Source organism: Microbacterium sp. oral taxon 186 str. F0373, from assembly GCF_000411455.1.
GTDB lineage: Bacteria > Actinomycetota > Actinomycetes > Actinomycetales > Microbacteriaceae > Microbacterium.
Window position 1 is genome coordinate 859,625 of sequence record NZ_KE150458.1, and the last position, 25,185, is coordinate 884,809.

Here is a 25,185-nt window from a genome sequence, read left to right on the forward strand (position 1 = left end):
CTTTAAGGTTAGCCTTACCTATGCAAAATCGCCACGCCGAAGCGGGATCAGTCGACGGCGAGGCGCCCGATCCGCTCGACCGCGTCCACCAGAAGGTCCGGGGAGCAGCCGAAGTTGAGTCGAACGTAGCCGGTCCCCTGAGGCCCGAACTCGGGACCATGCTGCAGCGCCACCTTCGCCTCCTCGAGGATGCGCGCAGCAGGATCGTCACCCCAGGCATAGGCGGTGAGATCTATCCACGCGAGGTAACCCGCCTGCGGTATCCGATAGAGCGCCCGTGGCAGGTGCACGGCGATCAGGTCGGCGAGAAGACGACGATTCGTGTCCAGACGCGCGTGGAGCGCGTTCAGCCACTCATCCGACGCCCCGTCGAAAGCAGCGACGGCGGCGATGGCGCCGAACAACCCCGTGCGCCACTCGACCTCCGGGGGCAGCGCCGCCACGACGGCACTCGTGCGGTCGTGAGCGGTGACGATGAGGGCACACTTGAGCCCCGCCAAGTTGAACGCCTTCGACGCACTGGTGACGGCGTACCCGACCGCTGCGGCCGTCGACGACGCCGCGAGGAAGGGGGTATACGGCACGTCGTCGGAGGCGAGCGGGGCATGGATCTCGTCGCTGATGACCACGGCGCCGTGCCGCGCGACGATCTCCGCGAGCGCGGCCAGGGTTGCCGCGTCATGGACGGTGCCGGTGGGATTGTGGGGGTTGCAGAGCAAGACGGCGCGGGCGCCGTCGGCCAGCGCCGCATCGATGCCGTCGAGATCGAGTGCCCATCCCCCACCGCTATCCAACAGCGGCACCGGCTCCACGCGGCATCCGGCCTCGACGATGCACATCGCGAACGGCGGGTACACGGGAGGCGTGGTGACGACCCGATCTCCCGGAGTCGTCGTGGCGCGCAAGAGCTCGACGACGCCCATCATCACGTCCCCGGTCGTGCGCACCCGCGCGGGTTCGACCGTCCATCCGTAGCGGCGCGCTGCGAATCCGGCGAAGGCGTCACGCACACCGAGGTCCGGTGGGGTGTACCCCGTGTCGCCGAGAGCGACCGCCGTGTTCAGAGCCTCCGTGATGGCGGGCGCCAGGGCGAAGTCGGTCTCCGCGACGAAAAGCGGGAGGACATCGTCGGGATAGGTCCGCCACTTCGTGCTGGACCGGCGTCGCAACGTCTCCAGGGGCAGGGCATCGAGAGGATGAGTGCGCACTCGTCGAGCCTAGCGAGCCGATCGCGCGCGTCGCGCATCGAGCGTCACGCGACGTCGGTCGTCGATCAGATCGCGAACCCGAGAGCGCGCATCATGTCGCGCCCGTCGTCGGTGATGCGCTCCGGACCCCACGGCGGCATCCACACCCAGTTGATGCGGAAGCGATCGACCACGTCGTCCAGGGCCTGCGCGGTCTGCTCTTCGAGCACGTCCGTGAGCGGGCATCCCGCCGAGGTCAGCGTCATGTGGATGACGAGGGCGTCGTTCTCCTCGTCCCAGCTGAGGTCGTAGATGAGACCGAGATCGACGACATTGATCCCGAGCTCGGGATCCATCACGTCCTTGAGAGCCTCGGTGACGTCGTCGTACTTCTCCGGACTGAGCGTCGCAGTCATGGGTTCGATCCTATGCCTCGACGATGTCGGACGGCTCGAGATACCGGTCGTAGCCCTCGTCCTCCAGCCGCTCCGCCAGCTCCGGTCCGCCCTCCTCGGCGACGCGGCCCTTCACGAGCACGTGCACGAAATCGGGCTTGATGTAGCGGAGGATGCGCGTGTAGTGCGTGATGAGCAGCACGCCGAGGTCCGTCGCCTCCTTGGCACGGTTCACCCCTTCGGAGACGATCTTCAGCGCGTCGACGTCGAGGCCGGAGTCGGTCTCGTCCAGCACCGCGATCGCCGGCTTGAGCAGCTCGAGCTGCAGGATCTCGTGGCGCTTCTTCTCGCCGCCGGAGAAGCCCTCGTTGACGTTGCGGGCAGCGAACTTCGGATCCATGCGGAGGTTCTTCATCGCCTCCTTGACGTCCTTCGTCCACGTACGGATCGCGGGCGCCTCGCCCTCGATCGCGGTCTTCGCCGTACGGAGGAAGTTCGTGACGGTCACACCGGGGATCTCCACCGGATACTGCATCGCGAGGAACAGCCCGGCACGAGCGCGCTCGTCGACCGACATCGCCAGCACGTCCTCGCCGTCCAGAGTGATCGTGCCCTGGGTCACCGTGTACTTGGGGTGACCGGCGATCGTGTAGGCGAGCGTCGACTTTCCGGAGCCGTTGGGGCCCATGATCGCGTGCGTCTCCCCGGTGCGCACCGTCAGGTCGACGCCGTTGAGGATGGGGGTCTCCCCCGCGTCGGTCTCGACCGTCACGTGGAGGTCGCGGATCTCGAGAACAGCCATGTCAGTTACCTTCTTCAGTTCACATCTTTGAGGACAGCGGGATCGATCAGGACGTCGTCCCCGTCGATCGTGACCGCGTACACGGGCACCGGCTCGTAGGCCGGAAGGTTCAGGGGGCGACCGGTGCGCAGCGAGAAAGCCGAGCCGTGGGCCCAGCACTCGAGGGTCTCGCCTTCCACGAACCCGTCCGACAGCGAGATGTCGCCGTGCGTGCACGTGTCGCCGATCGCGTGGACCTCACCGTTCGAGTCCAGGACGACGGCCATGGGGACGCCGTCGATCTCGACGCGCACCGCGGTGTCCTGGGTGAGTTCGCTGAGGCTGAGCGCCTTCTGCGCGGTCATGCGTGTTCTCCTTCGGTCGCAGACGCCAGAGCCAGTTCGTCCTCGATCGCGGCGATGAGCTCGTCCTGCAGGGCCGGAACATCGATCTTCTGGACGATCTCGGCGAGGAAGCCCAACACGACGAGGCGGCGAGCCTCGCCCTCCGCGATCCCCCGCGCCTGCAGGTAGAACAGCTGCTCGTCGTCGAAGCGTCCGGTCGCACTCGCGTGGCCGGCTCCGCGGATGTCCCCCGTCTCGATCTCGAGGTTCGGGATCGAGTCGGCACGCGCACCGTCGGTGAGCACGAGGTTGCGGTTGGCCTCGTAGGAGTCGGTGCCCACGGCATCCGGTCCGATGAGGACGTCGCCGACCCAGACGCTGCGGGCGGACTCGCCCTGCAGCGCCCCCTTGTAGAGCACGTCTCCGACGGTCTGCGCGCCCTTGTGGTGCAAATAGACCTGGCTCTCCAGGTGCTGTCCGGCGTCCGCGAACGACAGGCCGTAGAGCTTGCCCTGGGCGCCTGCCCCGGCGAGCTCGACGGACGGGTTCACGCGGACGACGCGTCCTCCGAGGCTGACCACGACGTGAGTCAGCGTCGCATCGCGGTCGACCCGCGCCTGGTGCGAAGCCAGGTGGATGGCGTCATCCTCCCAGCGCTGCACCGAGACGACCGTCAGAGCGGCGCCGTCACGAACGATGATCTCGACGTTCTGCGCCTGCTGCGCGGTGCCGGCGTGGCGCAGCACGACGGTCGCGCGCGAGTGCGCTTGCGCCTCGATGACGACGTGCGCGTGCGCGACGCCGCCGCGACCGGTGAGATGAACGACGACGGGCTCATCGAGTTCGATGCCCGCGGGGATGCGGATGAGCGGCGCCTCGTCTTCCTGCGCCCACGCGATCGCGCTGACGCGATCCTCGGGACGGAAGACCTCGCCGCGCGGTGCCTCCCCGACGCGCAGACGGACCTGCTCGACGGAAGAGGGAGCACTCACCTCGACGCCGATGACGTCGTGCGGGGCGGGCTCGTCGCGCAGCAGGGCGCCCAGGAGAGTCAGCGGCGTGTGCTTCCAGTTGACTTCGCGGCCGGTCGGCACGGCGAAATCGGAGGGGTCGAACGAGGTCGGCCGCTCCGATCGCGTCTGCACCGGCACGAAGCCGGAGACCAGCGTGGCCGCAGGGTCGATGTGACCCTCCGCCTGGACGCTCTCGCCGGCGGGGGTCTGAGTCGCTGTCGTCATCAGCCGACGGATCCTTCCATGCCCATCTCGATGAGCTTGTTGAGCTCGAGGGCGTACTCCATGGGCAGTTCGCGTGCGATGGGCTCGATGAAGCCGCGCACGATCATCGCCATCGCCTCGTCCTCCGGCATGCCGCGGCTCATCAGGTAGAAGAGCTGCTCTTCGCTCACCTTGGAGACCGTGGCCTCGTGACCGAGCTGCACGTCGTCGACACGGATATCGATCGCCGGATACGTGTCCGAACGCGAGATCGTGTCGACCAGGAGCGCGTCGCAGCGCACGGTGTTCGCCGAGTGGTGGGCGTTGGCGTCCACGCGCACCTCGCCGCGGTACCCGGCCCGGCCGCCACCGCGGGCGATCGACTTGGAGACGATCGAGGACTGCGTGTAGGGAGCCATGTGGATCATCTTCGCGCCGGCATCCTGGTGCTGTCCGGGACCGGCGAAGGCGACCGAGAGGGTCTCCCCCTTCGCGTGCTCGCCCATGAGGTAGATGGACGGGTACTTCATCGTGACCTTCGAGCCGATGTTGCCGTCGATCCACTCCATCGTCGCGCCTTCGTGGGCGATGGCGCGCTTGGTCACCAAGTTGTACACGTTGTTGGACCAGTTCTGGATCGTCGTGTACCGCACGCGCGCGTTCTTCTTCACGATGATCTCGACGACGGCCGAGTGCAGCGAGTCGCTCTTGTAGATCGGCGCCGTGCAGCCCTCGATGTAGTGGACGTAGCTGTCCTCGTCGGCGATGATCAGCGTCCGCTCGAACTGGCCCATGTTCTCGGTGTTGATGCGGAAGTACGCCTGCAGCGGGATCTCGACGTGCACGCCCTTCGGGACGTAGACGAACGATCCACCTGACCAGACGGCCGTGTTGAGGGCGGCGAACTTGTTGTCCCCGGCCGGGATCACGGTGCCGAAGTACTCTTCGAAGAACTCGGGGTGCTCGCGCAGCGCCGTATCGGTGTCCATGAAGATGACGCCCTGCTGCTCCAGGTCCTCGCGGATCTGGTGGTAGACGACCTCGGACTCGTACTGCGCGGCGACGCCGGCGACGAGGCGCTGACGCTCCGCCTCCGGGATGCCCAGCTTCTCGTACGTGTTGCGGATCTCCTCCGGGAGATCCTCCCACGACTGCGCCTGCTTCTCAGTGGAGCGCACGAAGTACTTGATGTTGTCGAAGTCGATGTCCGAGAGGTCGGCACCCCACGTGGGCATCGGTTTGCGCCCGAACAGCTGGAAGCCCTTCAGCCGGGTCTTCAGCATCCACTCGGGTTCGTTCTTCAGCGCCGAGATCCCGCGGACGACGTCCTCGTTGATCCCGCGCTGGGCGACGGCGCCGGCGGCGTCTTCGTCGTGCCAGCCGAATTCATAGACGCCCAGTCCCTCGAGTTCGGGACGGTCGATGAGCACATCCGACATGGGGTTTGCCTCCTTCGTGCCCGGCGGTGTCATCCGCTCCGGCATTCCTGCGCCTGCGCCTGTCTCACGATCGGAGTGTCGTGGGCGAAGGTCGGATGCCGCTTCCAGGGCCGTTTTCGTGTCGTTTTCTCCGACGTGGTCTTCGTCGGGGCGTGCACCGCGCGCGCCTAGACTGTAGGTGGCGTGACGCGCTTCGCGCGCCGCTGTTCCCACCCCTTCAGTCTATAGGCAACACCCCGACACGGGGGTGGCCGGCGCCCGTCCGGGCGCGCATCCGGGAGGCGACCCCACCTTGTCCGCACCACAGACCTCCAGCGCCGACACCACCGCCGCGGCGCCCGCACCCGCGGATGGGCGCGGACTGCTGTCGCGACTTCCCGCGCGTGTCGGGCGCCCGACACGCGTCCTCGCGTGGCTCGTGCTGATCAGCAACATCGTCATCGTCGGCACGGGCGGTCTCGTCCGGCTCACCGGCTCGGGCATGGGCTGCGAGACCTGGCCGTACTGCACCCCGGATTCGCTCGTCCCGACGCAGGAGCTCGGCATCCACGGCCTCATCGAGTTCGGCAACCGCACGCTGACCGGCGTCCTGGTGATCGTGGCCCTCCTCGCCTTCCTGTCCGTCGTGCGCCTGTGGCGCACGCGTCCGGAACTGCCGCGGCTCGTGCTCGCGATCGGCATCGGCATCATCCTGCAGGCCGTCATCGGCGGTGTCACCGTGTGGCTGCACCTGCACCCCAGCATCGTCGGGCTGCATTATCTGCTGTCGGCCGCGCTCGTCGCGATCGCCGCCGCCTACGTCGTCCGCGTGTACGCGAAGCCCGGCCGGCGAGAGCTCGTCGTCCCGCGCGGCTACGCCGTCGTGGCGCACGTGACGAGCGTCGTCGTTCTCATCACGGTGGTCATCGGCATCCTGCTGACCGGCTCCGGCCCGCACGCCGGAGACACCGCCGCCGCCCGCAACGGCCTCGACCCGATTTTCTGGCAGCACGTGCACAGCTGGCCCGCCTACGTCCTTTTCGCGCTCACGCTGGTGCTGTTCGGGTGGTCCTACCGGCTGGGTGCGACGACGGGCATGCGGCGATGGACGGGTCTGCTGCTCGGCGTGGAGCTGGTGCAGATCGCGATCGGGCTGTGGCAGGCGCGCACGGGCCTTCCGATCGCTCTCGTGAACGTCCACATGATGCTCGCCGTGACACTCGTGGCGGCGATGACCGCCGTGATCCTGCACATGAAGCAGCCGCATGACATGCTGGGTGCCGGCGAGCGCTCCACAGCGATCTCATAGCCGGCGCATCACCGCTCCTCTGGTGGTTCGCAGATAGTCGATGTGTCGCCGCGCGTGCGGCGACGTGACAGAAGGAGCTTTCCCATGCCCAACACCGCCCGTGTGATCCGCAGCATCCCGTTCTGGGTGCTCGTGGGCGGCTCGCTCGTCGCCGTCGGCGGCGGCGTCTACCTGCTCGTCGACAAGCTGACCGTCATGGCCAGCACGCTCGCCGACGGCACCGCCACCGGTGTCGAGGTCTACGCCGGTCAGATCTGGGCCGTTCTCGGCGCGATCCTCATCGGCGTCGGCCTCATCGGTCTGGCTCTGGCGCTGACCCTCGGCACCATCGGCTCGCTCGCGCGCGCCGTCACGCCGAGCGTCGTCCCCCAGGAGATCGACGTGGTCGAGGTCGTGGAGCCCGCGACGGTCGCCGCCCCGGTGGCCGAGACGATCGCCGCCCCGACTGCGGACGCCGACGAGTCCGCTGCTGCGACGACGGACCGCCCCACGGTCTGATCGCGCACCGAACGACACGAAGGCGCCGGCTCCTCGAGGAGTCGGCGCCTTCGTCGTCCGTTCAGAACGGGAGCAGCGGATCGATCGCGATGGCGACGAACAGGAGCGTCAGGTACGTGATCGACGCGTGGAAGACGCGCATGGGGCGGATCTGCTCTCCGCGGACGGCACGGTTGTAGAGCACGTGGGACTCGACGATGAACCAGCCGCCGAACACGAGAGCGGATGCCGTGTAGACGAGACCCATGCCCGCGACGGGAATGAGCAGAAGCGAGGAGGCGACGGTGGCCCAGGCGTACAGGATGACCTGCAGCCCGACCTGCTGGCCGTTGCGCGTCGCACCGAGCATCGGCACGTCCGCTTCCTGGTAGTCGCCCTTGTACTTCATCGACAGCGGCCAGTAGTGCGGCGGGGTCCAGAGGAAGACGAGGAGGAAGAGGACGAAGGGGGTCCAGGTCAGCGATCCGGTGACGGCCGACCATCCGATGAGCACCGGGAAGCACCCGGCGATGCCGCCCCAGACGATGTTCTGCTCGGTGCGGCGCTTCAGCAGCATCGTGTAGATGACCACGTAGAAGAAGATGGCCACGGCGCTCAGCGTTGCGGCCAGCCAGTTGGTGGCCAGCAGCAGCCAGAGCGTGGAGCCCACCGCCAGGCTCCAGGCGAACACGAGAGCGCCTCGCGGAGTCACCTCGCCCGTGACGAGCGGACGATTCTCGGTCCGACGCATGTGCGCGTCGATGTCGCGATCGAGGTACATGTTGAAGGTGGCGGCCGATCCGGCGCTCATGGCGCCGCCGATCACCGTCGCCAGCACGAGCCACAGGTTCGGCATCCCGCCCTGCGCCAGGATCATCACCGGCACCGTCGTCACCAGGAGCAGCTCGAGCACGCGGGGCTTGGTCAGCGCAACGTAGGCGCGGATCTTCTGGCCGAGGGGCAGGCCGATCGCGACATCGTTCCCGGCGGACACGCTCGACTGCACCATGCCCGCAGACCCCTTCCCCGGCTCACTCCAGACCTTCCCCCAGTCTAGGTCACGAGGCCATCGGGTGATCGCCCGAGCCGCAGCCGCCCACCGCCGATCGGTCGAGGTTCGACGGCGAATTGTCACGGACGACACATGCGGCCTGCGACCCGCGGCACTTCGCTAAGCTGAAAACACAGGCGTCGCCGAGCGCCGGCAGGCAGCGCTTCGACGCCGCCGAGGCCGGCTGGAGAGTCGGACGCACTCCCCTCTTTTCGAAAGGGCACCACGTGTCGGAACTGGTTTGGGATGAGATCGATCGGCGCGCGGTGGACACCGCTCGCGTGCTGGCCGCGGATGCCGTGGAGAAGGTGGGCAACGGACACCCCGGCACGGCGATGAGCCTCGCGCCGGCCGCATACCTGCTGTATCAGCGTGTGCTGCGTCACGATCCCTCCGACACGCACTGGCTCGGCCGTGACCGCTTCATCCTCTCCGCCGGACACTCCTCGCTGACGCAGTACGTGCAGCTCTATCTCGGCGGTTTCGGGCTCGAGCTGTCCGATCTCGAGTCGCTGCGCACCTGGGGCTCCCTGACGCCGGGCCACCCGGAGTACGGCCACACGAAGGGTGTCGAGATCACGACGGGCCCGCTCGGCCAGGGCCTGTCCTCGGCTGTGGGCTTCGCGTACGCGGCCCGCTACGAGCGCGGCTTGTTCGACCCCGAGGCGGCGGCCGGCACGAGCCCGTTCGACCACTTCGTGTACGTGATCGCGGGCGACGGCGACCTCCAGGAAGGAGTCACCAGCGAGGCCTCGAGCCTGGCCGGTCACCAGAACCTCGGAAACCTCATCGCCATCTACGACTCGAACCAGATCTCGATCGAGGACGACACCAACGTCGCCTTCACCGAGGACGTCGCCGCCCGATACGAGGCCTACGGGTGGCAGGTCCAGACGGTCGACTGGAAGAAGACCGGGGAGTACGTCGAAGACGTCGCCGAGCTGTACGCCGCGATCGAGGCCGCCAAGGGCGAGACCGACAAGCCGTCGCTGATCATCCTGAAGACGATCATCGGATGGCCCTCGCCCGGCAAGCAGAACAGCGGAAAGATCCACGGCTCCGCCTTGGGCGCCGACGAGCTGGCGGCGACGAAGAAGGTCCTCGGGTTCGACCCGGAGAAGTCCTTCGTCGTCGACGACGACGTGATCGCGCACACGCGCGCTCTCCAGGAGCGGGCCACCGAGGCGCGCGCGGCCTGGCAGGTCGACTTCGACGCGTGGGCTGCGGCCAACCCCGAGCGCAAGGCCCTGCTGGAGCGTCTGGAAGCCGGCGAGCTGCCCGCCGATGTCTCCGTCCCGGAGTTCACCTCCGGTAAGGATGTGTCCACGCGCGCCGCTTCGGGTCAGGTCATCAACGCGCTCGCCGCGCAGCTTCCGGAGCTCTGGGGCGGTTCCGCCGACCTGGCCGAGTCGAACCTCACGACGATCAAGGACGCCAAGTCGTTCATTCCCGCCGAGTGGTCGACCCACGAGTGGTCGGGCGACCCGTACGGGCGTGTGCTGCACTTCGGCATCCGCGAGCACGCGATGGGTGCGATCGTCAACGGCATCAAGCTGCACGGCCCGACACGCCCGTTCGGCGGCACGTTCCTGATCTTCAGCGACTACATGCGCCCGCCGGTGCGTTTGGCCGCTCTGATGGACATCCCCTCGATCTTCGTGTGGACGCACGACTCGGTCGCCCTCGGCGAGGACGGACCGACGCACCAGCCGATCGAGCAGCTGTCGACGCTGCGGCTCATTCCGAACTTCACCGTGGTGCGCCCGGCGGATGCGAACGAGACGTCCGCGGCCTGGCTGGAGATCGTCCGTCGCACCAGCGGCGGGCCGGTCGGCATCGCGTTGACGCGTCAGAACATCCCCGTGTTCCCTCGCGGCGAGGCGGGCTTCGCGACGACCGACGGCGTGGCGAAGGGTGCGTATGTGCTCATCGACGCCGAGGGCGGACAGCCCGACGTGATCATCATCGCGACCGGCTCCGAGGTGCAGCTGGCCGTCGCGGCCCGCGAGACCTTGGCCGCCGAGGGCATCCAGGCGCGCGTCGTCTCGGCCCCGTCGCTGGAGTGGTTCGCCGAGCAGGATGCCGCCTACCGCGAGAGCGTGCTGCCGGCCGCCGTCACGGCGCGCGTGTCCGTCGAGGCCGGGTCGACCCCGCTCTGGCGCGGCATCGTGGGCGACACCGGCCGTACGGTCGGCATCGACCACTTCGGCGCCTCCGCCGATTACAAGACCCTGTTCGAGAAGTTCGGTATCACCACCGATGCGGTCGTGGAAGCGGCCCGCGCAACCGTCAAGGAGAACGCATGAGCACCCCCACCCCGGGCTCGACCCCGACCCAGCAGCTCGTCGACGCCGGCGTCAGCATCTGGCTCGACGACCTCTCCCGCGCGCGCATCGCGTCGGGCAACCTCGCCGACCTGATCTCGTCGCGCAATGTCTCAGGCGTCACGACGAACCCGTCGATCTTCCAGGCCGCCATCGGCAACCAGAACGACGACTCGTACGACGCACCGCTGGCCGCGCTGGCCGAAGGCGGCGCGGATGTCGACGCCGCGATCTTCGAGCTGACGACCACCGACGTGCGTGACGCCGCCGACATCTTCCGCGGCGTGTTCGACGCGACGGGCGGCGTAGACGGCCGCGTGTCGATCGAGGTCTCCCCCGATCTCGCTCACGACACCGACGCCACCGTCGCCGAGGCGGAGAAGCTGTGGGCCAAGGTCGACCGGCCCAACGCCCTCATCAAGATCCCCGCGACCAAGGCCGGCCTGCCCGCGATCACCGCGGTCATCGGCGCGGGCATCTCGGTCAACGTGACGCTGATCTTCTCGCTCGAGCGGTACGCCGAGGTCATCGACGCCTACCTGGCGGGCCTGGAGCAGGCGAAGGCGGCCGGGCATGACCTGTCCGGCATCCACTCCGTCGCCTCGTTCTTCGTGTCGCGCGTGGACACCGAGGTCGACAAGCGTCTGTCGGCTTTCGAGAGCGAGGATGCCGAGGCACTGAAGAGCCGCGCGGGCCTGGCGAACGCGCGTCTGGCCTACGAGCTGTTCGAGCAGCAGTTCGCGACCGCGCGCGCTCAGGAGCTCATCGCCGGCGGCGCGAACGTGCAGCGTCCGCTGTGGGCCTCGACCGGTGTGAAGGATCCCGCGCTGCCCGACACGCTCTACGTCACCGAGCTCGTCGCACCCGGCACCGTCAACACGATGCCGGAGAAGACGCTCGAGGCCACCTTCGACCACGGTGTCGTCACCGGCGACACCGTCACCGGTGCCTACGAAGACGCTCACCTGGTCTTCTCGCAGCTCGCCGAACTCGGCGTCGACATCAACGATGTCACCCAGACGCTCGAGGACGAGGGCGTCGCGAAGTTCATCGCCTCGTGGCAGGACCTCAAGAAGACCGTCGCCGAGGCTCTGGCGACGGCCCCGGAGACCAGCCGGTGAGTTTCGAGATCCACGTCTCGGGTCACGTCAAGCAGGTCGTCGACCAGACCGTTCCGGGTCTGGTCGACAGCCTGATCGCCAGCGGTATCACCGCCGGCGACCCCGACCTGTGGGGACCCGAGGCGGCATCCGAGGCGGCTGTCCGCCTCGGATGGGTGAACGCGGTCAGCGTGTCACGCCCCCTCGTCGCCGAGATCCTCGCGCTGCGCGAGAATCTCGTCGCGCGCGGTCTCACCCGCGTCGTGCTCGCGGGGATGGGGGGCTCTTCGCTCGCGCCCGAGGTCATCGCGCGCACGGCGGGCGTGCCGCTCGTGATCCTCGACTCGACCGACCCGGCACAGGTCCTGTCCGCGATCGACGGGGATGCCGAGTCCGGCAGCCTCGCGCAGACGGTGCTCGTCGTCGCATCGAAGTCGGGGTCGACCATCGAGACCGACTCCGCGCAGCGCGCCTTCGCGGCTGCCTGGTCCGATCTCGGCATCGATCCCGCCGAGCGCATCGTCGTGGTCACCGACCCGGGATCCCCGCTCGAGCAGTCCGCCCACGATGCCGGGTACCGCGTGTTCACCGCCGACCCGAACGTGGGAGGACGCTATTCGGCGCTCACCGCTTTCGGGCTGGTGCCCTCGGGGCTGGCGGGCGCGGACATCGCGGAGCTGCTGGACGAGGCGGAAGCCACGCTTCTGGAGGTCGCCATCGACGACCCCCGCAACCCCGCGCTCACACTCGCCGCGGCCATCGCCGGCGGGGACCCGCGCCGCGACAAGCTGGGCCTGATCAGTGACGGCACGCACATCGCCGGCCTGCCCGACTGGATCGAGCAGCTCGTCGCGGAATCCACCGGCAAGAACGGCACCGGCATCCTTCCCGTGGTGCTGCTGCCGCTCTCCCCGGAGGTCGACCAGACCCCGGCAGACCTGCAGCTCGTGCGTCTCGTGGATGATGCCGTGCATTTCCGGCTGATCGAGCAGCACCCCGACGAGGTGCTCGTGAGCGGATCGCTGGGCGCCCAGTTCGTCGTCTGGGAGTATGCGACGGCCATCGCGGGACGCATGCTGGGCATCAACCCGTTCGACCAGCCGGACGTCGAGTCCGCCAAGGCCGCGGCTCGCGCGCTGCTCGAAGCGCGTCCCGACGTCGGCGCACCCGCCTTCACGGTGAACGGCGTCGAGGTCCGCGTATCCGATCCCGTGCTCGCGGCGTCCGGCACGCTCGCCGGGGTGCTCGACGCCCTCTGGGCTCGTCTCGGCCCCGACGGCTACGTCGCGGTGCAGGCCTACGCCGACCGTACCTCGGTGCCCCAGCTCGCCGGCATCCGCGAGCTCATCGCCGCCGATACGGGTCGACCCGTCACGTTCGGCTGGGGGCCCCGCTTCTTGCACTCCACGGGCCAGTATCACAAGGGCGGGCCCGCCACCGGGGTGTTCCTGCAGATCATCGGCGCCGGTGAGGTCGATCTGGAAATACCCGGTCGCCCCTTCACGTTCCGTCAGTTGATCACCGCGCAGGCAGCCGGCGACGCGGATGTGCTCGTCGCGCACGGACGGCCGGTGGTCACCCTCACCCTGACCGACCCTCAGGTCGAGGTGCTTTCCCTGTTCGAGGCCGCGCAGTAGCGCGACCAGGAGGAGTCTTTCTCGATGACTGCCGAGATCTCGCGCGACCACAATCCGTTGCGCGATCCCGATGACCGCCGCCTCAACCGCATCGCCGGTCCCAGCGCGCTGGTGATCTTCGGCGTGACAGGCGATCTGTCGCGCAAGAAGCTCATGCCGGCCGTGTACGACCTCGCCAACCGGGGACTTCTGCCTCCCGGTTTCGCGCTGGTGGGCTTCGCGCGGCGCGACTGGGAGGACCAGGACTTCGCCAACGTCGTCCACGATGCGGTCCGTCAATACGCGCGCACGCCGTTTCGCGAGGAGACGTGGAAGCAGCTGCTGCAGGGCATCCGCTTCGTGTCGGGCGAGTTCGGCGACGACGACGCGTTCCGCCGGCTGCGCGAGACGGTGGAGAAGCTCGATGTCGAACGCGGGACGATGGGAAACCACGCGTTCTACCTGTCGATCCCGCCGCGCGACTTCCCCATCGTCGCCAAGCAGCTGAAGGCGTCCGGCCTCGTCGACGACAAGTCGAACAACCCGGATGCCTGGCGCCGTGTCGTCATCGAGAAGCCCTTCGGCAGCGACCTGCAGACGGCCCGCGAGCTCAACGCCACGCTCGAGGTCGCCTTTCCGGCCGACTCGATCTTCCGCATCGACCACTACCTCGGTAAGGAGACGGTGCAGAACATCCTCGCGCTGCGCTTCGCGAACGAGCTGTACGAGCCGCTGTGGAATGCGAACTACGTCGACCACGTGCAGATCACGATGGCCGAGGACATCGGCGTCGGAGGCCGCGCGGGCTATTACGACGGTATCGGCGCGGCACGCGACGTCATCCAGAACCACCTTCTCCAGCTGCTCGCGCTGACCGCGATGGAGGAGCCCATCTCGATGGACGCGAAGGATCTGCGCGCGGAGAAGGAGAAGGTGCTCGCGGCGGTGCGCCTGCCCGATGATCTGTCCACGGCCACGGCACGAGGTCAGTACGGTGGCGGCTGGCAGGGTGGCGAGAAGGTCACCGGCTTCCTCGAAGAGGACGGGATGAACCCGGACTCGACGACCGAGACGTACGCGGCCGTGAAGCTCGAGATCGCGACCCGCCGCTGGGCGGGGGTGCCCTTCTACTTGCGCACGGGCAAGCGCTTGGGGCGGCGGGTGACGGAGATCGCCGTCGTCTTCAAGCGTGCGCCGCAGCTGCTGTTCCAGCGCAATCAGACGCTCGAGCTCGGACAGAACGCGCTCGTGATCCGCGTGCAGCCGGACGAAGGAGTGACGATCCGGTTCGGCTCGAAGGTACCCGGTGCAGGCAACGAAGTCCGCGACGTCACGATGGACTTCGGCTACGGCCACGCATTCACCGAGTCCAGCCCCGAGGCGTACGAACGCCTCATCCTCGACGTGCTGCTGGGCGACCCGCCGCTGTTCCCCCGTCACGAAGAGGTCGAGCTCTCGTGGAAGATCCTCGACCCCGTCGAGGAGTTCTGGAGCTCCGAGGGCGGACCGCTCGAACAATACTCTCCCGGCTCGTGGGGCCCTCCCTCAGCCGATGAACTCCTGGCCCGCGACGGCCGCGTCTGGAGGCGTCCATGATCGTCGACCTGCCCGACACCACGGTGTCGAAGATCGCGCGTTCGCTCGTGAGCGTGCGCGAGGAGGGTGGCGCCGTCGCCCTCGGACGCGTGCTCACCCTGGTGATCGTTACGACCCACGGCCTGCACGAAGAGGCGATCGAGGCCGCCAACGACGCCTCGCGCGAGCACCCGATGCGCGTCATCGTGCTGATCGCAAACCCCGACGGCGACGCCAAGCTCGACGCCCAGATCCGCGTCGGTGGCGACGCCGGCGCCAGCGAAGTCGTGGTGCTGCGCGCGCAGGGGGATGTCGCGAGCAACCAGGAGGGCCTCGTGACGGGGCTCCTGCTGCCGGATGCGCCCGTCATCGCGTGGTGGCCGGACTTCCCGCCCGTCGAGCCCGCGGCATCCGACATCGGACGCATGGCCCAGCGCCGCATCACCGATGCGTCGACGAAGCCGTATGCCAAGGACCGCCTGTCCCGACTGGCACCGTCCTACGAGCCCGGCGACACCGATCTCGCGTGGACGCGCCTGACGCACTGGCGTGAGCAGCTGGCTGCGGTGCTCGACCAGCCGCCCTACGAGCCTGTGACGGGCGTCGAAGTGATCGGCGCCGGCAGTTCGCCTTCGACCGGTCTGCTCGCGGCGTGGCTGCGACTCAAGCTCGACGTCCCGGTCACCTGGCGTTACTCGGCCCCCGACGAGTGGGAGCACGGCATTCAGAAGGTGCGCCTGACGCGTGCGAACGGCGACATCGTCCTCGAGCGGACGAACGACATCGACGCGACGCTCACGCAGCCCGGTCAGCCGTCGCACGACATCGTTCTCCCCCGCCGGACACTGCGCGAATGCCTCGCGGAGGAGCTGCGCAGGCTCGATCCGGACCTCCTGTATGGTCGAGTGATCACGGAGGGCTGGGAGCTTCTCGGCCCGGCGACCACGAGCGAGTCCTAGGAGTTCCGATGGCGCAGATGTGGACCGAGAAGCGCGTCGTGATCAGCCCCGACGCGCCGACGCTGGCGGCGGCGGTCGCCGAGCGTCTGCTCTCCCGTCTCGCCCGTCGATCGGCCGCAGGCAAGACGACCCACATCGCTCTGGCGGGCGGCCAGATCGGCACTGCCGTGCTGCGCGCCGCCGGCGAGAGCCCTCGGCGCGCCGACATCGACTGGTCGCTCGTGCACATCTGGTGGGGTGACGAGGTGTTCGCGGCACCCGACGACCCCGACCGGCACGACCGCGCCGCGCGTGGCGCGCTTCTGGACCGCGTCGAACTCCCCTCGAGCAACGTCCACACGATCTCCGCCAGTGACGACGCGCCCGATGCGGATGCCGCGGCGGCCGCATACGCGGACGAGCTGGCACGTTTCGGCACGCCCGAGCAGGCATGGCCCGAATTCTACGTGTGCTTCTTGGGCGTCGGATCCGACGGACACATCGCCTCGCTGTTCCCCGACCGTGGCGAGATCCAGCTCACGGATCGCACGGTCGTCGCCGTCCGCGATGCCCCGAAGCCGCCGGCGGTGCGTGTCACCATGACCCGGCCGGTGATCAACTCCGCACGCTGCGTATGGCTGGTCGTCTCCGGCACCGACAAGGCGGCCGCCCTCGGGCTGGCCCTCGCCGGCGCCAGCTATGAGACCGTGCCGGCGGCCGGCGCCAAGGGGCGCAAGAAGACCATGTTCTTCGTCGACGAGGCCGCCGCCGCGAACGTGCCCGCCGAGCTCATCGACCAAGACTTCTGATCGACCCTCAGCTCACAGCAGAAGCCCTCGTGCGCGACGATCGTTCGTCTCACACGAGGGCTTCTGCGCGGGCCTCGGGCCGGAAAGGTCAGGCTTGGCCGCGGCGTTCCCGCAGCTGCTGCAGGGCGTCGTCGAGAAGGGCATCGGCCTCTTCGTCGGTGCGACGCTCCTTCACATAAGCCAGATGCGTCTTGTAGGGCTCGGTCTTCGCGAGAGCCGGGGGGTTGTCCTTGTCACGTCCCGCCGGCAGTCCCGAGTGCGGAGAATCGATGACTTCGGGGATCTCCTCCTCCGCGATTCCCGCGGCGAAGTAGCGGACGGTCTCGTTTCCCAGAGCGTCCCAGTACGACACGGCGATGCGGTCGGCGTGATGGCCGTGGTCCTGCTCGCCCATGGGTCCGGCACCCACTCGGGTGCCGCGAATCGCGTTTCCGCCGGTTGCCATCAGAGCCCCTGGAACTTGGTGATGAGTCCGAGCGCGACGATCGCGACGAACCAGACGAGTGCGAGGACGACAGTGAACCGGTTGAGGTTGCGCTCCGCGAGACCCGACGATCCGAGGGCGGAACTCATGCCGCCACCGAACATGTCGGACAGGCCGCCACCGCGCCCCTTGTGCAGGAGGATCAGGAGGGTCAGCAGGAGGCTGGTGATGCCCAGCACCACCTGCAGTACGAACTCGAGGATGTCCACAGTCGAAAAAGCCTTTCGCGGCGCCCGCGTCATCGAGCGCACAAAGGTCGAGTATACCGAGGTTTGCACTCGCGCCCTGCGGTGCTCGCTCAACGACCGGAGGCTCTCCTCCGGTCGTTGAGCGAGCGAAGCGGGTCGAAACGCGGAGCGCAGCGCGTCGAATGACCCGTGTCAGACGCCGACGTGCTTCTGGTAGCGGATGATGGCGGCGAACTCGTCGGCCACCAGGCTCGCCCCTCCGACGAGCGCGCCGTCGACATCGGACTCCCGCATGAAGCTGGCGATGTTGCCGGACTTCACCGAACCGCCGTAGAGCACACGGGTACGCGCCGCGGCATCCGCACCGAGAGTCTCGGAGAGCACCTGGCGTAGCGCCGTGCACACCTCCTGAGCCTGTTCGGGCGACGCCACCTGACCGGTGCCGATGGCCCAGACGGGCTCGTAGGCGACGACGATGTCCGCGTCGGCCGCAACCCCGGCCAGAGCCGCCTGCAGCTGCGCGACCGAGACCGCCGTGGGCCCCGACTGCTCACGCTGCTCGAGCGTCTCACCCACGCAGATCACCGGGACCAGGCCGTGCCGCAGCGCCGCCTGAACCTTCTCGGCGACGATCGCGTCGGACTCGTGGTGGTACTCGCGACGCTCGGAGTGACCGATGATCACGTACCGGCAGGCGAGCTTGCTCAGGAAGGCTCCCGAGACCTCGCCCGTGTAGGCGCCGGAGTCGTGCGTCGACAGGTCCTGCGCGCCGAGCGCGAAGGGGATCTTGTCGGCATCCAGCAGCGTCTGGACCGTACGCAGATCGGTGAACGGCGGGAAGACCGCCACCTCGACCGATCCGTCGTCGTGCCCGGCATCCTTCAGTGTCCAGTGCAGCTTCTGCACGAACGCGAGCGCCTGAAGGTGGTCGAGGTTCATCTTCCAGTTGCCGGCGATGAGCGGTGTGCGCGACATCAGGCCTCCCATCCCAGGATCTCCAGCCCGGGGAGCTTCTTGCCCTCCAGGAACTCCAGGCTTGCGCCGCCACCGGTCGAGATGTGACCGAACTGGTCGTCCGCGAAGCCGAGCTGACGAACGGCTGCTGCGGAGTCGCCGCCACCTACGACGGACAGACCATCGACCTCGGTCAGCGCCTGCGCGACCGTCCTCGTTCCGGCTGCGAACGCCGGCATCTCGAACACGCCCATCGGCCCGTTCCAGAACACCGTCTTCGCGCCGCGGATCGCGTCGGCGAAGATCTCCGCCGTACGCGGACCGATGTCCAGGCCCATGCCGTCGGCGCCGAAGGGAGTGTCCTCGAGCGCGTCGGCGGAGGCGACGACGTGATCGGCGTCGGCGGCGAAGCCGGATGCCATGACCGCATCGACCGGGAGGATCAGCTCGACGCCGCGCGCCGCGGCATCCGCGATGTAGCCCTTGACGGTCTCGATCTGATCGGTCTCGAGCAGGCTCTTGCCGACCGGGTGGCCCTGAGCCGCCAGGAAGGTGAAGAGCATGCCGCCACCGACGAGGATCTTGTCTGCGCGAGGCAACAGATGGGCGATGACACCCAGCTTGTCGCTGACCTTCGACCCGCCGAGGACGACGGCGTATGGGCGCGCGGGGTTCTCCGTGAGGCGGTCGAGCACGTCGACCTCCTTTTCGATCAGATACCCCGCGGCCGACGGCACCAGCTCGGCGAGATCGTAGACCGACGCCTGCTTGCGGTGCACGACACCGAAACCATCGGAGACGAGGACGTCGCCGAGGGCGGCGAGCTGCTCCGCGAAGGCGCGACGCTCGGCGTCGTCCTTCGCGGTCTCACCGGGGTTGAAGCGCAGGTTCTCGATGACGGTGACATCGCCGTCCTCGAGAGCTGCCACGGCCTCCTGGGCGGACTCCCCCACCGTGTCGCGGGCGAACACGACCGGCTTGCCGAGCAGCTCCGAGAGACGCTGAGCAACCGGCTCGAGGCTGTACTTGGGGTCGGGCGCGCCATCCGGGCGACCGAGGTGGGAGCACGCGATGACGCGCGCGCCCTGGTTGATGAGCTCGTTGAGGGTCGGAAGAGCCGCCCGGATACGGCCATCGTCCGTGATGACGCCGTCCTTCAGAGGGACGTTGAAGTCAACACGGACGATGACACGCTTACCGGCCAGCGACCCGAGGGATGCAAGGGTGCGCAAAGCCATGGTGAAGCCTCAGAGCTTGTCGGCGACGAGCTCGGTGAGGTCGACGAGGCGGTTCGAGTAGCCCCACTCGTTGTCGTACCAGGACGAGACCTTCACGAGGTTGCCGGAGACGTTCGTCAGGCCCGCGTCGAAGACCGACGAGTGCGGGTCGAGCTGGATGTCGCTGGAGACGATGGCGTCCTCGTTGTACTTGAGGTAGCCGACGAGCTCGCCCTCGGCCGCAGCCTTCTTGTAGGCCGCGTTGATGACCTCGGCCGTGAGGCCCTCGGTCGGGGTGATGATCGTGAGGTCGACGATCGAACCGGTGGGAACCGGCACACGGTACGACGAGCCGCTCAGCTTGCCGTTGAGCTCGGGCAGCACGAGGCCGATGGCCTTGGCCGCACCGGTCGAAGCCGGGACGATGTTGATCGCGGCGGCGCGGGCGCGGTGCAGGTCACTGTGCGGGCCGTCCTGGAGGTTCTGGTCGGCCGTGTAGGCGTGCGCCGTCATCATGAAACCACGCTCGATGCCGAAGTTGTCGTTGAAGACCTTGGCCAGCGGCGCGAGGCAGTTCGTGGTGCAGGAGGCGTTGGAGATGATGTTCATCGTCGCCGAGTCGTAGTCGCCGTCGTTGACACCCATGACGAACGTGCCGTCGACGTCGGTGCCGGGGGCCGAGATGATGACCTTCTTGGCGCCACCCTCGATGTGCTTCTTGGCGTCCACGGCCTTGGTGAAGCGACCGGTCGACTCGATGACGATGTCGACGCCGAGCTCGCCCCACGGGAGGTTCGCCGGGTCGCGCTCTTCGAAGACCTTGATGGCCTTGCCGTTGACGGTGATGGAGTCGGCGTCGTACGAGACCTCGGCGTCGAGGCGGCCGCCGACGGAGTCGTACTTCAGCAGGTGGGCGAGGGTCTTGTTGTCGGTGAGGTCGTTCACCGCCACGATGTCGAGGTCAGCTCCCTGCTCGAGCGCGGCACGGAGGAAGTTGCGGCCGATACGGCCGAAGCCGTTGATTCCGATCTTGACAGACACGTTGTCTCCCGGTTCATGTCGCGACGGCGACGGCGTTTCGACGCGCCACTCGCGAACTTGGTGTGTGAAGGAAAAAGGATGCCGGGTCACCGCCCGTCGCCGGGAGGGACCCGGCATCCTCACCTGGTCATGAGACTACTACTTGAGCAGTCCGGCCGTCTTCTCGCGCGCCGTCGAAAAGCGCTCGGCGACGTTGCCCCAGTTGGCGATGTTCCAGACCGCCTTGACGTAGTCCGCCTTGACGTTGAGGTAGTCCAGGTAGAAGGCGTGCTCCCACATGTCCAGCTGGAAGACCGGGATGGTTCCCTGCGCCGTGTTGGACTGCTGGTCGAAGAGCTGCTGGATGATCAGCTGCTCGCCGATCGTGTCCCAGCTGAGCACCGCCCAGCCGGAGCCCTGGATGCCGGTGGCCGCCGCCGTGAAGTGCGCCTGGAACTTGTCGAAGCCGCCGAAGAACTCGTCGATGGCCGCCTTGAGTTCGCCTTCGGGCTGTCCACCGCCCCCGTCTGTGGCCGGAGCGAGGTTGGTCCAGAAGATCGAGTGGTTGACGTGTCCGCCGAGGTTGAAGGCGAGGTCCTTCTCCAGCTTGTTGACGTTCGCGAGGTTGCCGCTCTCACGGGCCTCGGCGAGCTGCTCGAGCGCGGTGTTCGCACCCGTCACGTACGCCTGGTGGTGCTTGTCGTGGTGAAGCTCCATGATCTTGCCACTGATGTGCGGCTCGAGAGCTGCGAAATCGTAGGGGAGGTCGGGCAGCGTGTAGATCGCCATGTTCTCTTCTTCCTGTCGTCGGCGCCGCAACTGCGCTGCGGCGATGGGACATTGCCATCCTATTGAGGTGCAACGCGGGAGCGAGGGGGTTGTTCCCGCCGAGCACGACGTGTAACGAACTCGGGCGGCGTCAGTCCTCGAGGCCTTCAGGAACCGCCGAGTCTGTGCCGGGGATGCCGTCGGCGACGGCCTTCTTGTCGGCCATGGCGAGAAGACGCCGGATGCGGCCAGCCACGGCATCCTTGGTCAACGGCGGATCGGCGTGGTGCCCCAGTTCGTCCAGGCTCGCGTCGCGGTGGGACAGACGCAGCTCTCCCGCTTCGCGGAGGTGGTCGGGGACCTCGTCGCCGAGGATCTCCAGGGCGCGCTCGACGCGCGCGCACGCGGCGACGGCGGCCTGCGCCGAGCGACGCAGGTTGGCGTCATCGAAGTTGACGAGTCTGTTCACGCCGGCGCGCACTTCGCGGCGCTGGCGCATCTCCTCCCAGGCCTGCGCCGTGCGCACCGCGCCCATCTCCGCGAGGGCGACGCGGATCGCCTCTCCGTCGCGCACGACCACGCGAGGCACGCCGCGCACCTCGCGGGCCTTGGCTGCGATGCCGATGCGATGCCCCGCCCCGACGAGCGCCATGGCCGCTTCGCCCGACGGGCACGCGATCTCCAAGGCGGCCGATCGGCCGGGGTCGGAGAGCGTGCCGCTCGCAAGGAACGCGCCACGCCAGACGGCGGCCAGATCGTGGCGAGCGCCCGTGGTCAGCTTGTTCGGGAGGCCGCGCACCGGACGACGACGCGCGTCGAGCAGACCCGTCTGACGTGCGAGCGTCTCGCCACCCTCGATGACGCGGACGGCGAAGTGGCCGCCGGCGCGACCGCCCGACGCCTGGACGCGGTGCAGTTCGGGACGGACCCCGTAGATCTCCATGATGTCGCGGGCGACACGACGCGCGAGCGGGTCGGTCTCCAGTTCGGCCTCCACGGCGACGCGGCCCGCGATCGAGTGCAATCCCCCGGAGAAGCGGAGGATGGCGGTGAGTTCGGCCACCCGCGCCGTGGGACGAGGGTCGCGGACCGCGGCCAGCTCTGACTTCACGTCAACGGTTGGCGACACAGCGATCCTTCGTTCGGGGAGTGCGGGACAAAGGACTAGCCTACTCGCGACCGAGGTCGCGGTGCTTCACACGAACGGCGACCCCGGGCACCTGTGCCAGCTTGTCGGCGAGCTCCAAGGCGGTCACGACCGAACGATGCTTGCCCCCGGTGCAGCCCACCGCGAGCACCGAGTGCCGCTTGTTCTCGCGCTGATAGCCCTCGAGCACGGGGTGCAGTGCGCGGGCGTACGCGTCGATGAACTCGCGCGCACCCTCTTGGGCCAGGACGAAGTCGCGCACAGGTTCTTCTTCACCCGTGTGTCCCTTCAGCTCGGGGATCCAATAGGGGTTCGGCAGGAAGCGCATATCGGTGACGAGGTCGACGTCGGTCGGTAGACCGTACTTGAAGCCGAAGCTCATCACCGTGATGGTGTGGCGCGCCTCTCCGGCCTCGCTGAAGAGGTCGACGACGCGCGAGGCGAGCTGATGGATGTTCATCTCGCTCGTGTCGACGATGACGTCAGCACTCTCACGGATGACCCGGAGGCGATCGCGCTCACGCAGGATGCCGTCGAGGATCGTCCCGTCGCCCTGCAACGGATGCGGTCGCCGCACCGACTCGAAACGACGCACGAGCACATCGTCTGCGGCGTCGAGGAACAGCACCCGCAGCTGTCGTCCGGCCCGCAGCGCGTTGGTGACCGCCGGCAGCGCCTGGAAGAGATCGCGTCCGCGGACGTCGACGACAGCGGCGAGCTTCGGTAGCGCTCCGCCGGCCATCTCGGTCAGTTCGAGGAGATGCCCGAGCATCTGCGGCGGCAGATTGTCGACGACGTACCAGCCCAGGTCCTCGAGGGCGTTGGCCGCCGTCGTGCGCCCCGCTCCCGACATGCCCGTGACGATGAGCACCTCACCGGCGCGCTGCTCGTCAGTCACGTGCTCTCCCTGGGTGTTCGAGGGCCGGTGCGGATGAGCACAGCCTAGCGATTCGCAAGGCGTTGCTCGATCGCGGCGGCCAGCTTGGGGCCGATTCCGGGCAGCGCCGTCATCTCGTCCGCGGAGGCGTTGCTGAGAGCGGTGACGGATCCGAAGTGTCTCAGCAGCGCCTTGATACGTGCGTCGCCGAGGCCGGGCACCTCACCCAGCACGGTGGAGATGTCGCGCTTGCGGCGCTTGCGCTGATGAGTGATGGCGAAGCGGTGAGCCTCATCACGCAGCCGCTGGATCAGGTAGAGCGCCTCGGAGGTACGCGGAAGGATCACCGGGAAGTCCTCCCCCGGCAGCCAGATCTCCTCCAAGCGCTTGGCGATGCCGCAGAGCGTGATCTCGGTGTGCCCGGCATCCTCGAGGGCACGCGCGGCCGCGGCGACCTGAGGCGCGCCGCCGTCGACCACCAGCAGCTGCGGACGATACGCGAACCGCGGCCGCTTGCGCTCGGCGACCACCGGCGACTCCGGATCAGCCGGATCGGTCGCCGTGGCCGGCAGCTCCGACTCCGCGGCGGCCGCGGCCTCGTCGCGGTCGACGTGGGCCAGGCGCCGCGTCAGCACCTGATAGAGCGAGTCGGTGTCGTCGGTCGTCTCTGCGATGCTGAACGAACGGTACTGATCCTTGCGTGGCAGACCGTCTTCGAAGACCACCATCGAGGCGACCACGTTGGTACCCGACAGATGAGACACGTCATAGCACTCGATCCGCAGCGGTGCCTCGTCCATGCCCAGAGCGAGCTGCAGGTCGGTGAGAGCCTTCGTACGGGACGTGTAGTCGGAGGTACGGCGCGTCTTGTGCAGCAGCAGCGCCTGCTGCGCGTTGAGGGTGGCCGTGCGCATCAGGTCGGCCTTGCGACCGCGTTGCGCGACCTGCACACTCACGCGCTTGCCGCGCCGCTCCTGCAGCCACTGCTCCAGCTCGGCCGCATCATCCGGCAGGCGCGGCACGAGAACCTGGCGCGGGATGTCGGATGCCGCAGCGTCACCGTAGGTGCGCTGGATCACCTGATCCACCAGGTCAGCTGAAGAGATGTCGAGCTCCTTGTCGATGGTTGTGGCACGGACACCGCGGACGCGACCGCCGCGGACGACGAAGTGCTGCACCGCCGCCGAGAGCTCGTCTTCCGCGATGCCGAACAGATCGGCATCCGTGTCTTCGGCCAAGACGAGAGAGCTGCGACTCAGTACCGCGTCGATCGCCTGCAGCCTGTCGCGGTACACCGCGGCCGATTCGTAGTCCATCGCCGCCGCCGCTTCGCGCATGCGTGCGGTGAGATCACGCGCGAAGCGCTGGTCTCCGCCCGCCATGAAAGCGACGAAGTCGTCGACGATCGCGCGATGCTCCTCGATTGTGACCTTCATCGAGCACGGCCCGCCGCACCGACCGATCTGCCCCGGAAAGCACGGCCGTCCCGTCGCCATCGCCTTCTTGTACGACGCATCGGAGCAGGTGCGGATCGGGAACACCTTGATCATCAGGTCGATCGTGTCGTGCACGGCCCACACCTTGGGATACGGTCCGAAGTAACGTGCTCCGGGAATGCGCCGATTGCGGGTCACGATGACGCGCGGAGCCTCGTCGGCCAGGGTGATCGCCATGTACGGGTAGGACTTGTCGTCCTTGTACCGCACGTTGAACGGCGGCGAGAACTCCTGGATCCACATGTATTCCAGTTGCAGCGACTCGACGTCGCTGCCGACCACCGTCCACTCCACGGACGCCGCCGTCAGCACCATCCGGCGGGTGCGCTCGTGCAGGGTATGCAGCGGCGCGAAGTAGTTCGACAGACGGGCGCGCAGATTCTTGGCCTTGCCGACGTAGAGAACGCGACCGTCCGCATCGCGGAAGCGGTAGACCCCCGGCTGGGTCGGGATCTCCCCCGGCTTTGGCTTGTAGGCAAGCGCGTCGGCCATC

Annotated in this window: 24 protein-coding genes; 8 read left to right on the forward strand and 16 right to left on the reverse strand. The window is 68.0% G+C overall.

Going from position 1 to position 25,185, the window contains the following annotated elements:
- Positions 1 to 47 precede the first annotated feature (47 nt).
- The 6 genes from HMPREF1529_RS14280 to sufB all read right to left on the reverse strand — a co-directional run bounded on the left by HMPREF1529_RS14280 (position 48) and on the right by sufB (position 5,363).
- Positions 48 to 1,208, reverse strand: coding sequence for a MalY/PatB family protein (locus HMPREF1529_RS14280; protein ID WP_005049293.1), 1,161 nt, complete (start codon positions 1,206 to 1,208; stop codon positions 48 to 50).
- A gap of 65 nt (positions 1,209 to 1,273) precedes the next feature.
- Complete coding sequence (locus HMPREF1529_RS14285) at positions 1,274 to 1,603, reverse strand: metal-sulfur cluster assembly factor (RefSeq protein ID WP_005049292.1); 330 nt, start codon at positions 1,601 to 1,603, stop codon at positions 1,274 to 1,276.
- Between the two features lie 10 nt (positions 1,604 to 1,613).
- Positions 1,614 to 2,384, reverse strand: a complete 771-nt coding sequence (gene sufC / locus HMPREF1529_RS14290; protein ID WP_005049291.1) for a Fe-S cluster assembly ATPase SufC — start codon at positions 2,382 to 2,384, stop codon at positions 1,614 to 1,616.
- 14 nt (positions 2,385 to 2,398) lie between these two features.
- Positions 2,399 to 2,728 (reverse strand): non-heme iron oxygenase ferredoxin subunit, encoded by a 330-nt coding sequence (locus HMPREF1529_RS14295; RefSeq protein WP_005049289.1) that lies wholly within the window; start codon positions 2,726 to 2,728, stop codon positions 2,399 to 2,401.
- Complete coding sequence (gene sufD / locus HMPREF1529_RS14300) at positions 2,725 to 3,945, reverse strand: Fe-S cluster assembly protein SufD (protein WP_016465323.1); 1,221 nt, start codon at positions 3,943 to 3,945, stop codon at positions 2,725 to 2,727. Before sufD ends, HMPREF1529_RS14295 begins: the two co-directional genes overlap by 4 nt.
- The gene (gene sufB, locus HMPREF1529_RS14305) at positions 3,945 to 5,363 is read right to left on the reverse strand and encodes a Fe-S cluster assembly protein SufB (RefSeq protein ID WP_005049286.1); all 1,419 of its coding nucleotides are present in this window, start codon (positions 5,361 to 5,363) and stop codon (positions 3,945 to 3,947) included. The genes sufD and sufB overlap by 1 nt, the downstream gene beginning before the upstream one ends.
- Before the next feature lie 292 nt (positions 5,364 to 5,655).
- Here sufB and HMPREF1529_RS14310 point away from each other — a divergent pair, with 292 nt between their 5' ends.
- Both HMPREF1529_RS14310 and HMPREF1529_RS14315 read left to right on the forward strand, forming a co-directional pair.
- A complete protein-coding gene (locus HMPREF1529_RS14310; protein ID WP_016465324.1) occupies positions 5,656 to 6,651 on the forward strand; it encodes a COX15/CtaA family protein in 996 nt (331 codons plus the stop codon).
- 84 nt (positions 6,652 to 6,735) lie between these two features.
- Positions 6,736 to 7,149 carry a hypothetical protein gene (locus tag HMPREF1529_RS14315; protein WP_016465325.1) on the forward strand — a complete coding sequence of 138 codons (414 nt, stop codon included), beginning with the start codon at positions 6,736 to 6,738 and terminating at the stop codon, positions 7,147 to 7,149.
- Between the two features lie 61 nt (positions 7,150 to 7,210).
- Here HMPREF1529_RS14315 and HMPREF1529_RS14320 read toward each other — a convergent pair whose 3' ends face one another.
- The gene (locus HMPREF1529_RS14320; RefSeq protein WP_016465326.1) at positions 7,211 to 8,137 is read right to left on the reverse strand and encodes a heme o synthase; all 927 of its coding nucleotides are present in this window, start codon (positions 8,135 to 8,137) and stop codon (positions 7,211 to 7,213) included.
- Positions 8,138 to 8,406: 269 nt separating this feature from the next.
- Between HMPREF1529_RS14320 and tkt the strand changes: the two genes are divergently transcribed.
- The 6 genes from tkt to pgl are packed head-to-tail and all read left to right on the forward strand — an operon-like array spanning position 8,407 to position 16,541.
- Positions 8,407 to 10,485: a transketolase gene (gene tkt / locus HMPREF1529_RS14325; RefSeq protein ID WP_005049277.1), complete on the forward strand. Its 2,079-nt coding sequence runs from the start codon at positions 8,407 to 8,409 to the stop codon at positions 10,483 to 10,485.
- On the forward strand, positions 10,482 to 11,624 hold the full coding sequence (gene tal / locus HMPREF1529_RS14330) for a transaldolase (RefSeq protein ID WP_005049275.1): 1,143 nt from the start codon (positions 10,482 to 10,484) through the stop codon (positions 11,622 to 11,624). The genes tkt and tal overlap by 4 nt, the downstream gene beginning before the upstream one ends.
- Positions 11,621 to 13,240, forward strand: coding sequence for a glucose-6-phosphate isomerase (locus HMPREF1529_RS14335; RefSeq protein ID WP_016465327.1), 1,620 nt, complete (start codon positions 11,621 to 11,623; stop codon positions 13,238 to 13,240). Before tal ends, HMPREF1529_RS14335 begins: the two co-directional genes overlap by 4 nt.
- 24 nt (positions 13,241 to 13,264) lie before the next feature.
- The gene (zwf, locus tag HMPREF1529_RS14340; RefSeq protein WP_016465328.1) at positions 13,265 to 14,815 is read left to right on the forward strand and encodes a glucose-6-phosphate dehydrogenase; all 1,551 of its coding nucleotides are present in this window, start codon (positions 13,265 to 13,267) and stop codon (positions 14,813 to 14,815) included.
- Entirely contained in the window at positions 14,812 to 15,753 is a 942-nt protein-coding gene (locus HMPREF1529_RS14345) for a glucose-6-phosphate dehydrogenase assembly protein OpcA (protein ID WP_016465329.1), read from the forward strand. The genes zwf and HMPREF1529_RS14345 overlap by 4 nt, the downstream gene beginning before the upstream one ends.
- Positions 15,754 to 15,761: 8 nt before the next feature.
- Complete coding sequence (pgl, locus tag HMPREF1529_RS14350) at positions 15,762 to 16,541, forward strand: 6-phosphogluconolactonase (protein ID WP_016465330.1); 780 nt, start codon at positions 15,762 to 15,764, stop codon at positions 16,539 to 16,541.
- An 88-nt stretch (positions 16,542 to 16,629) separates the two neighbouring features.
- On the opposite strand, the gene HMPREF1529_RS14355 is transcribed toward pgl, so the two are convergent.
- The 9 genes from HMPREF1529_RS14355 to uvrC form a co-directional block, all read right to left on the reverse strand.
- Entirely contained in the window at positions 16,630 to 16,986 is a 357-nt protein-coding gene (locus tag HMPREF1529_RS14355) for an RNA polymerase-binding protein RbpA (protein ID WP_005049266.1), read from the reverse strand.
- On the reverse strand, positions 16,986 to 17,234 hold the full coding sequence (secG, locus tag HMPREF1529_RS14360) for a preprotein translocase subunit SecG (protein WP_036283588.1): 249 nt from the start codon (positions 17,232 to 17,234) through the stop codon (positions 16,986 to 16,988). The genes HMPREF1529_RS14355 and secG overlap by 1 nt, the downstream gene beginning before the upstream one ends.
- Positions 17,235 to 17,405: 171 nt before the next feature.
- A complete protein-coding gene (gene tpiA / locus HMPREF1529_RS14365) occupies positions 17,406 to 18,188 on the reverse strand; it encodes a triose-phosphate isomerase (RefSeq protein ID WP_016465331.1) in 783 nt (260 codons plus the stop codon).
- Positions 18,188 to 19,405, reverse strand: coding sequence for a phosphoglycerate kinase (locus HMPREF1529_RS14370; protein WP_016465332.1), 1,218 nt, complete (start codon positions 19,403 to 19,405; stop codon positions 18,188 to 18,190). The genes tpiA and HMPREF1529_RS14370 overlap by 1 nt, the downstream gene beginning before the upstream one ends.
- A 9-nt stretch (positions 19,406 to 19,414) precedes the next feature.
- Positions 19,415 to 20,425, reverse strand: coding sequence for a type I glyceraldehyde-3-phosphate dehydrogenase (gene gap, locus HMPREF1529_RS14375; protein ID WP_005049259.1), 1,011 nt, complete (start codon positions 20,423 to 20,425; stop codon positions 19,415 to 19,417).
- A 138-nt stretch (positions 20,426 to 20,563) separates the two neighbouring features.
- Positions 20,564 to 21,193: a superoxide dismutase gene (locus HMPREF1529_RS14380; protein WP_005049257.1), complete on the reverse strand. Its 630-nt coding sequence runs from the start codon at positions 21,191 to 21,193 to the stop codon at positions 20,564 to 20,566.
- Between the two features lie 130 nt (positions 21,194 to 21,323).
- Complete coding sequence (whiA, locus tag HMPREF1529_RS14385) at positions 21,324 to 22,301, reverse strand: DNA-binding protein WhiA (RefSeq protein ID WP_005049255.1); 978 nt, start codon at positions 22,299 to 22,301, stop codon at positions 21,324 to 21,326.
- A gap of 40 nt (positions 22,302 to 22,341) precedes the next feature.
- On the reverse strand, positions 22,342 to 23,217 hold the full coding sequence (gene rapZ, locus HMPREF1529_RS14390; RefSeq protein ID WP_005049253.1) for an RNase adapter RapZ: 876 nt from the start codon (positions 23,215 to 23,217) through the stop codon (positions 22,342 to 22,344).
- A 44-nt stretch (positions 23,218 to 23,261) separates the two neighbouring features.
- Positions 23,262 to 25,184: an excinuclease ABC subunit UvrC gene (uvrC, locus tag HMPREF1529_RS14395; protein ID WP_016465333.1), complete on the reverse strand. Its 1,923-nt coding sequence runs from the start codon at positions 25,182 to 25,184 to the stop codon at positions 23,262 to 23,264.
- Position 25,185: the final 1 nt, after the last annotated feature.

Bases quoted from the DNA above. Each gene is read 5' to 3' on its own strand.
- sufB (WP_005049286.1), bottom strand. From the start codon at position 5,363: ATGTCGGATGTGCTCATCGACCGTCCCGAACTCGAGGGACTGGGCGTC.
- HMPREF1529_RS14320 (WP_016465326.1), bottom strand. From the start codon at position 8,137: ATGGTGCAGTCGAGCGTGTCCGCCGGGAACGATGTCGCGATCGGCCTG.
- tpiA (WP_016465331.1), bottom strand. From the start codon at position 18,188: ATGTCGCGCACACCGCTCATCGCCGGCAACTGGAAGATGAACCTCGAC.
- sufD (WP_016465323.1), bottom strand. From the start codon at position 3,945: ATGACGACAGCGACTCAGACCCCCGCCGGCGAGAGCGTCCAGGCGGAG.
- HMPREF1529_RS14315 (WP_016465325.1), top strand. From the start codon at position 6,736: ATGCCCAACACCGCCCGTGTGATCCGCAGCATCCCGTTCTGGGTGCTC.
- HMPREF1529_RS14380 (WP_005049257.1), bottom strand. From the start codon at position 21,193: ATGGCGATCTACACGCTGCCCGACCTCCCCTACGATTTCGCAGCTCTC.
- HMPREF1529_RS14285 (WP_005049292.1), bottom strand. From the start codon at position 1,603: ATGACTGCGACGCTCAGTCCGGAGAAGTACGACGACGTCACCGAGGCT.
- pgl (WP_016465330.1), top strand. From the start codon at position 15,762: ATGGCGCAGATGTGGACCGAGAAGCGCGTCGTGATCAGCCCCGACGCG.
- uvrC (WP_016465333.1), bottom strand. From the start codon at position 25,184: ATGGCCGACGCGCTTGCCTACAAGCCAAAGCCGGGGGAGATCCCGACC.
- HMPREF1529_RS14295 (WP_005049289.1), bottom strand. From the start codon at position 2,728: ATGACCGCGCAGAAGGCGCTCAGCCTCAGCGAACTCACCCAGGACACC.
- sufC (WP_005049291.1), bottom strand. From the start codon at position 2,384: ATGGCTGTTCTCGAGATCCGCGACCTCCACGTGACGGTCGAGACCGAC.
- HMPREF1529_RS14370 (WP_016465332.1), bottom strand. From the start codon at position 19,405: ATGGCTTTGCGCACCCTTGCATCCCTCGGGTCGCTGGCCGGTAAGCGT.
- zwf (WP_016465328.1), top strand. From the start codon at position 13,265: ATGACTGCCGAGATCTCGCGCGACCACAATCCGTTGCGCGATCCCGAT.
- HMPREF1529_RS14355 (WP_005049266.1), bottom strand. From the start codon at position 16,986: ATGGCAACCGGCGGAAACGCGATTCGCGGCACCCGAGTGGGTGCCGGA.
- HMPREF1529_RS14345 (WP_016465329.1), top strand. From the start codon at position 14,812: ATGATCGTCGACCTGCCCGACACCACGGTGTCGAAGATCGCGCGTTCG.
- tal (WP_005049275.1), top strand. From the start codon at position 10,482: ATGAGCACCCCCACCCCGGGCTCGACCCCGACCCAGCAGCTCGTCGAC.